This is a genomic window from Herbaspirillum rhizosphaerae (assembly GCF_001189965.1).
In the GTDB taxonomy this organism is placed as follows: domain Bacteria; phylum Pseudomonadota; class Gammaproteobacteria; order Burkholderiales; family Burkholderiaceae_D; genus Herbaspirillum; species Herbaspirillum rhizosphaerae.
On record NZ_LFLU01000035.1, the window covers coordinates 1 to 8,122 of the forward strand.

1 protein-coding gene is annotated in these 8,122 nt (G+C 64.7%); it reads left to right on the plus strand.

What is annotated here, in order from left to right:
* Positions 1 to 8,122, plus strand: an 8,122-nt coding sequence (locus tag AKL25_RS23490; RefSeq protein ID WP_157050745.1) for a non-ribosomal peptide synthetase, incomplete at both ends; no start/stop codon positions are given.

The window sequence follows — 8,122 nt, forward strand, 5'->3', positions numbered from 1 at the left end:
GGCCAGCCTGTCGGCATTGCGCCAGATCACGGTGGGCGGCGAAGGCTTGCCGGGCGACGCCTTGCGCCAGTGGCGCGCAGGCCCCTTGCAGCACATTCGTCTGGACAACCTGTACGGCCCGACCGAAACCACGGTGGCCTGCATGTACCGCCAGACCTGCGCCGCCGATACCGAACAGGCCATCGTCTCGATCGGCCAGGCCTATCCCTCGCGCAGCGTGTACGTGATGGACGCCGAAGGCAATGAAGCGCCGGACGGCGGCCTGGGCGAGTTGTGCATTGCCGGCGACACGCTGGCGCGCGGCTATCTCGGCCGGGCGGCGCTGACGGCGGAGAAATTCATTCCCGATCCTTACCGCGACGACGGTGCACGGCTGTATCGCAGCGGCGACCTGTGCCGCCGCCGCGAAGACGGCAGCATCGCCTTCCTGGGACGCATCGACCAGCAAGTCAAGCTGCGCGGCTTCCGCATCGAACTGGGCGAGATCGAGGCGGTGTTGCGGCAAAGCCCGGGCGTGCAGGACGCGGTGGTGGAGCTGTGCGGCGAAGGCGAAGGCAAACGCCTGGTCGGTTATGTGGTGGGAGAGGCGGCGCACGACGACATTCGCCTGCTGGCGCAGGCGCGCCTGCCGGGTTACATGGTGCCGTCGGCGCTGGTGACGCTGGAGCGCTTGCCGCTCATGCCCAACGGCAAAGTCGATCGCAAGGCCTTGCCGGCGCCGCAGCAGGAGCCGGCGGCACGCCAACTGGTCGGCCCGGACAACCAGACCCAGGCGATCTTGCTGGCGATCTGGCGTGACGTCCTGGGACGCGAGGATATCGGTGTGACGGATAACTTCTTTGAGGCAGGGGGCGATTCCATCCTCAGCCTGCGCATCATTTCACGCGCGGCGCAAGCCGGTCTCAAGCTGACGCCGCGACAAGTGTTTGAAAATCCGGACATCGCCCGGCTGGCCGCACTGGCCACCCGGCAGGCAACAGCGTACAAGCCGGAAGTGCTGACGCCGTTGCCGCTGACGCCGATACAACATGCGTTCTTCGAACGCTATCCGCAGGGCCAGTCGCATTGGAATCAATCGCTGCTGCTCAAGATCGACGGTGCGTTGGAGGCAAGCGCGCTGGCCGGCGCACTTGCGCATCTGGTGCAAACTTTCGATGCCTTGCGGCTGCGATTCATCCGCACCGAAGCCGGTTGGCGCCAGCAAGTGCAGCCTTTCGACAACGCCGCGATGCAAGTACTGACGCCAGGCATCGATCTGCGCGGACGCGCCGACTGGCGCACGCAGCTTGAGCAGCAAGGCGCGGCGCTGCAACGCAGTCTGGACATCGAGCACGGCCCGCTGATCCGGGCCGGCTATTTTGTGCTGGATGGCGAAGCCAGACTGTTGCTGACCATCCATCACCTGGCGGTCGACGGCGTGTCATGGCGGATCTTGCTGGATACCCTGCAAGACGCCTATCAGCGCCTCCTGCAAGGCGAACCGGCGCCGACCGCAGCCGGCACGCCGTGGAGCGTCTGGGCCGCCGAGTCGGCCGAAACCGCCGACAGCGAGGCAATGCAAGGCGAGTTGTCGTGGTGGCAGGCGCACCTGTCCGGCGCAGCCGCAACCAGCCCCTCGCAAAATCCGGCAAACTCGGCAACGCCACATCGCCGGCGCGTGCAATTCGACGCCGCCATCACGGAACAATTGCTGAACCAGCCGGCGCGCGCCTATGGCGCAGGGTTGGACGAACTCTTGCTGGCGGCGCTGGGACGCAGCATTGCTGCGCAAACCGGCGAAGACAAGGTGCTGGTGTCCATGGAAGGCCATGGGCGCGAACCGATCGACAGCGCGCTCGACCTCAGCAATAGCGTCGGCTGGTTTACCGCACGTTTTCCGCTGTGCCTGGACATACCGCAAGATGCCGCAGCCTCGCTGATCTCGACCAAGGAGAGTCTGCGCAACGTACCGCACAAAGGCGTGCGCTGGGGATGGTTGCGCACCTACGGCGACGCCGCCGCGCGTGCGGCCCTGGCAGCCTTGCCGACGCCGGCAATCAGTTTCAATTATCTCGGGCAGTTCGACCAGAGCCTGCAGCGTAACGGCATCTTCCATTTTGCCGGCGAGCCTTTCGGGGCGGCCATGGCCGATGACGGCATATCCGCCTATGCCCTCGATTTCAGCGCGGTGGTGGCCGATTGCCGCCTGACCGTCGACTGGCGCCTGCTGCCGGAATCCTGGAGCGCTTCGTCGTCCGATCGCCTGGTGCAGGATTTCGAAAGCCAGGTGCATGCATTGCTGCAGCACTGCCAGGCCGCCGCGCCGCAGAAGACTGCATCCGATTTTCCTTTGGCGGGACTTTCCCAGCACAGCCTGCAAGAACTGTTGTCGCGTCACCTGACGCAGTTGCCGGCGGCGGAAATCGACGACATTTATCCCGCCACGCCGCTGCAAAGCGGTTTGCTGTACCACAGCCTGACACAAGCCGGGCAGGGCCTGTATCTGATCCAGAAACGCCTGAGCCTGAGCGGCGCATTGAATCTGCAGGCCATGCGCGATGCATGGCAACTGGCGGTCACACGTCATCCGATTCTGCGCACGCGCTTCATCTGGCAGCACGGCAGCGCGCCATTGCAGGTCGTTGCAAAAGACTGCACGCTGCCGTTCGACCATCACGACTGGCACGGCCTGGGCGCATCCGGCTATGAGCAGCGCCTGCAGAGCTGGCTGGCGCAAGATCTCGCAGCCGGCTTCGATCCCGGCTTGGCGCCCCTGTTGCGCATCAATGTGTTTGCCCGCGCAGACGGTCATTGCGACCTGGTCTGGACCGGCCATCATCTGCTGACCGACGGCTGGAGCAGCGCGCAATTGCTGGGCGAGGTCATGCAGGCATACCGGCTGTTGAGCGCCGGCCAGCCTGTCGCGTCGGCAACTCCCGCGCCTTACCGCGATTATGTCGCCTGGTTGCGCAAGCAGCCCGACGCCGGCGCCTGGTGGCGCAGCCGTCTGGCGGAAGTGCGCGATCCGGCCGGCCTGGGCAGTTGTCTGGCGGTCGCGGCCGGCAATGCAAGCACCGGCGCGGAACAAGCGAGCATGTCGCTCACGCCCGAGCTGAGCGAACGGCTGGCGCAGTCTGCGCGACGCCATCGCGTGACCGTCAACACATTGATACAGGCAGCCTGGGCATTGCTGCTTGCGCGTTTCGGCAATCGCGACCAGGTGGTGTTCGGCGTGACCGTATCCGGCCGGCCGCACGATTTGCCGGGTATGGAACGCATGCTGGGACTGTTCATCAACAGCTTGCCGATCTGGGTTGACGTACCGCCGGCAGCGCGCCTGTCGGCATGGTTTGCGCAGATCCAGCAGCGCAATAGTGCATTGCGCCAGTACGAACATACGGATCTGGGCCAGATCCAGCAATGGGCGGGACAAAGCGGCGAATCGCTGTTCGACAGCCTGCTGGTCTTCGAGAATTATCCGGTCGACGAAGAGATGCGCAAGGATGCCACCGGCCTGACGCTGGAGGGCTATGCCGCGGTTGAACGTTCGCACTATCCGCTGGTGCTGACGGTCGGACCGGGAGCCAGCTTGACGCTGAACTGGAAATGGGACCGCGCCCGTCTCGACAAGGAAACGATCGCAGACTGGGCGGCATCGTATATCGCGGTGCTGGAACAGTTTGCCGGCGCTGTCGATTTGCACATCGGCGACATCGCTGTCGACAGCGCCTCAGCGCGGGAGCAAGTGTTGGCGTGGAGCCGGCCTGCGATGTCCGCACCGCGCAGCGAACTGCTGCACGTTCTGATCGAACGGCAGGCGGCGCGGCAACCGGATGCCGTCGCCGTCGTGGGAGAGGGCGGACAGGCGCTGAGCTATGCCGAGCTAAATGCCGCTGCAAATCGCCTGGCCTGGCGACTGATCGACATGGGCGTTGCGCCGGAGGTGAAAGTCGGACTGGCTTTTACACGCTCTGCCGACATGCTGGTCGCGATGCTGGCGGTGCTCAAGGCCGGCGGCGCTTATGTGCCGTTGGATCCTGAATACCCGCAAGAGCGGCTTGGCTACATGATAGGCGACAGCGCCATCGGTTTGATCCTGAGCGAGAGCGGCGTGCGGACGCGCCTGCCGGTGCTGGATACGGATACCGTGATGGTGCTGGAACTCGATCTCCTGGGCGAACCGGATGAGCGCACGCACAATCCGCAAGTGCCGCAACATGACGCCGCCCTGGCTTACGTCATCTACACCTCGGGATCGACCGGGCGTCCGAAAGGGGCGCAGCTGACGCACAGGAACGTGGCGCGTTTGCTGAGCGGCACCGAGCAGCATTTCGCATTTTCTTCCTCCGATGTCTGGACGCTGTTCCATTCCTACGCCTTCGATTTTTCCGTCTGGGAAATCTTCGGCGCGCTGTGCCATGGCGGCAAGCTGGTCGTGGTGCCGTTCGCAGTCAGCCGCGCGCCGCTGGATTTTCTGGCCTTGCTGCGCCGGCACGGTGTGACCGTGCTTAACCAGACGCCGTCCGCTTTCCGCCAGTTGCTCGATGTGCCTGAACTCTATCGCGCCGACGATCTGGCGCTGCGGCTGGTCATTTTCGGCGGCGAGGCGCTTGAGCCGCGCACCTTGCGGCCGTGGCTGGAGCACTTCGGCGACGAGCGTATCCAATTGGTGAACATGTACGGCATCACGGAAACCACGGTTCACGTGACTTACCGCCGGGTCCTGCAAGCCGACCTGGACAGCCGCGCCAGCCCTGTCGGGGTGCAGATTGCCGATCTTGGCCTGTATGTCCTCGACGTCCATGGCGGCCTGGCAGCGACGGACGTTGCGGGTGAGTTGTTTGTGGCCGGCGAAGGCCTGGCGCGCGGCTACCTGCATCGCGCCGCCCTGACTGCCGAACGTTTCGTTCCCGATCCCTTCAGCAGCCAGGGCGGGCGCCTTTACCGCACCGGCGATCTGGCCAGACGCCGCCGCGACGGCCAGCTGGAATATCTAGGACGCATCGACCAGCAGGTGAAAATCCGCGGATTCCGGATTGAAACCGGCGAAATCGAAACGCAGCTGCTGGCCTTGCCCCAGGTTCGTGAAGCCTGCGTGCTGACCGATCAAGGTCCTTCCGGCACGCGCCTGATTGCCTATGTCACAGTCGTTGCCGGTACATCGCCGGATACGCAACAATTGCGCGCGCAACTGGCGACGCGTTTGCCGGACTACATGTTGCCGGCCGCGCTGATCGTGCTGGCCAGGCTACCCCTGACGCCCAATGGCAAGATCGATAAACGGGCGCTGCCGGCGCCGGAATTCAACGCCGCCGCTTATGTGGCGCCGCAGGGCGAAACCGAGCAGCAACTGGCGCTGGTGTGGCAAGAGGTGCTTGCGGTGGAACAGGTCGGACGCAAGGATAATTTTTTTGCGCTCGGCGGCGATTCGATACTCAGTTTGCAAGTGGTCGCCCGCGCGCACAAACGCGGTGTCGAGATAAGCCCGCGGCAACTGTTCGAGACGCCCACGGTCGCCGGGTTGGCGCAAGCCTTGGAACAAGCCCGCCAGCGCGTGCAGCCGCAACGCATTTATTCGCTGAGTGCAGGGCAAGGGCAGGCGGGCAAGTCCGCCGTCGCCCATTGCCTCATGCTGCGTTGGCGCCAGCCGCCCGAGCGTGCGATCTTGCAGGACGCGGTGAACCGGCTGGTGTCCGGGCACGACGCCTTGCGCGCGCAACTGGTATCGGAAGACGGGCAATGGCGGCAAACCGTGGCTGCACAGCTGGCCGTGCCGTTGGACTATCTGGACTTGCGCGATGCCGCCGATCCGGCGCGTGCGCTGGAACAGCAGCGTCTGGAACTGATTGCGTTAGCGCCCGCCGAGGGCGTGCTGCTGCGTTTTTGCCAGCTGGATTTGCCGCAGGAGACGGTGCTGATGGCGGCGCTGCATCCGCTGGTGGCCGACGCCGTCTCGCTGGCATTGATCGCCAATGAATTGGCGCGTCGTTGCGGCGGGCTGGAAGAACATGGCGCCGCCGTTACCGGTTTGCCCGACAGGTGGCGCAACTGGATTGCCGATCAGCCGCCGGCGGATTTAGCGAAGACGCCGCTGCCTGCCATGACGCTGCAGCAAGAGTTCCGGCAAGAACTTGTGCTGGCGCCCGCACCTTGGTCTGCGGCGCTGTCGGCGCATCGCTTGCAGCCGCAAGAGTTGCTGCTGGCGGCGTTGTCGCTGAGTTTGCCGGCAGCAGCGGCGACCGCCATCCAGGTAAACAACGCTTTGCGTGCCCCGATGCTGGCGACCAGCATCGGACAATTCCATGACGTACGCGAGGTCTGGGCTGTGACCGGGCGCGATCCTGCCGTGCAGATCGCCAGCGCCAAGCGCGCCCTCAGAAATGCCGGTGAACGCAACGCGGATGCCGGCGCAGCGCCTGCCCGACTGGGTCTGCAATTGCAACTGCGTCCGCCGACTGCGCCGCAGGAGCAGCAGCCTACTATTGACGTCATCGCCGCACCGGTTTCGCTGACGCCAGGGCATGATTGCGATCTGCTGTGTGAATTGGAAAACGGACAACTGTGGATCCGGCTGCTGGCCGATCCGCAGGCGCTGCCGGCGTCGCGCGCGCAGGGGATGCTCGCTGCGTTCACCGACGCTATCGGCGAACTGGTGGCCTATTGCCTGGAGCAACCGGCTGCGGCCGATGCTTCGGATTTCGCTTTGGCAAAACTGAATCAGCAAGAACTGATGCGCTTGCCGCTGGCGCTGGCCGACGTGCAAGACATCTACCCGGCAACGCCTTTGCAGAACGGCATGTTGTTCCACAGCCTGCTGCAAAACGGCCAGGGCGTTTATATCGACCAGAACTGCTTCACGCTGACAGGCGCGCTGGACCTGGCCGCGCTGCACAAGGCCTGGTCGGTGGCGGTGCAAAGGCATGACATTTTGCGCACCCATTTCCGCTGGGAACATGGCGGCGACGCTTTGCAAGTGGTGCAGCGGCATGCCGAACTTGCGCTCACGGTACACGACTGGAGCGATCGTTCGGCGGCTGCGTATGCGGCCGGGTTATCGGCCTGGCGCGCCGAAGACCTGGCCGCCGGCTTTGCCCTGGATTGCGCGCCGCTGTTGCGCATCAATGTGTTCGTGCGGCCCGACGGCCGGCATGACTGCGTGAGCACCAACCATCACGTGCTGCTGGACGGCTGGAGCTATGCGCAACTGGTAGGCGAGGTGATGCACGTGTATCAGGCCACCGTCAACGGCCAGTCATTCCAGCTGGGCGCACCCGGTGCCTATCGCGACTACCTGGCCTGGATGGCGGCGCAGGCCAGCCCGCGCGACTGGTGGATGGCACGCTATGCAACAGTCGATGCGCCTGCAGGCGTCGGCACCAGTGTGCTGTCCGCTTCGGCATCGTCGCTGTATGCCAGCGACCGGCTCAAACACATCGTGCACGAGTTGGACCTGGACGCCACCGCGGCGCTGGAAGCCGCCGCCAAACGCCATCAGGTCACCGTCAACACGCTGGTGCAGGGCGCCTGGGCCATCTTGCTGGGCCGTTACGGCAATCGCGACCAGGCGGCGTTCGGCGTGACGGTCTCAGGCCGCCCCGGCGACATGCCCGAAGTGGAAAAAGTGCTGGGCCTGTTCATCAACAGCCTGCCGCTGTGGGTCAACCTGCCGGCCGGCGACGGCATCGGCTCCTGGCTGTCCGCCTTGCAAGGCGCCAACTACGCCTTGCGCGAACACGGTTACGCCTCGGTCAGCCAGGTGCAGCAATGGACCGGTTTGTCCGGCGAGGCCTTGTTCGACAGCCTGGTGGTATTCGAAAATTATCCGATCGACCGGGCCTTGCGAGACGGCTTGCACGACCTCAGCATCGAGGGCTTCCAGATTACCGAGCGCACGCATTATCCGATGGTGCTGGTGGCGGTGCCGGCCAAACATTTCCGCTTCCGTTTCAAATTCGACGGGGCGCGCATCGGTACGGCGCTGGCGCAGCAACTGTCGGCGCATTTTCTTGAACTGCTGGAACAACTGGTGCACGCGGAGCCGCAATTGCCGCTGGGCTCGCTGCAGTTGAGCCCGGAGCGGAAACCGGAGAATGCCCGCGCCGACTACCCCTTTATCCCGGTCGCGCAACGCATCAGCGCGCGT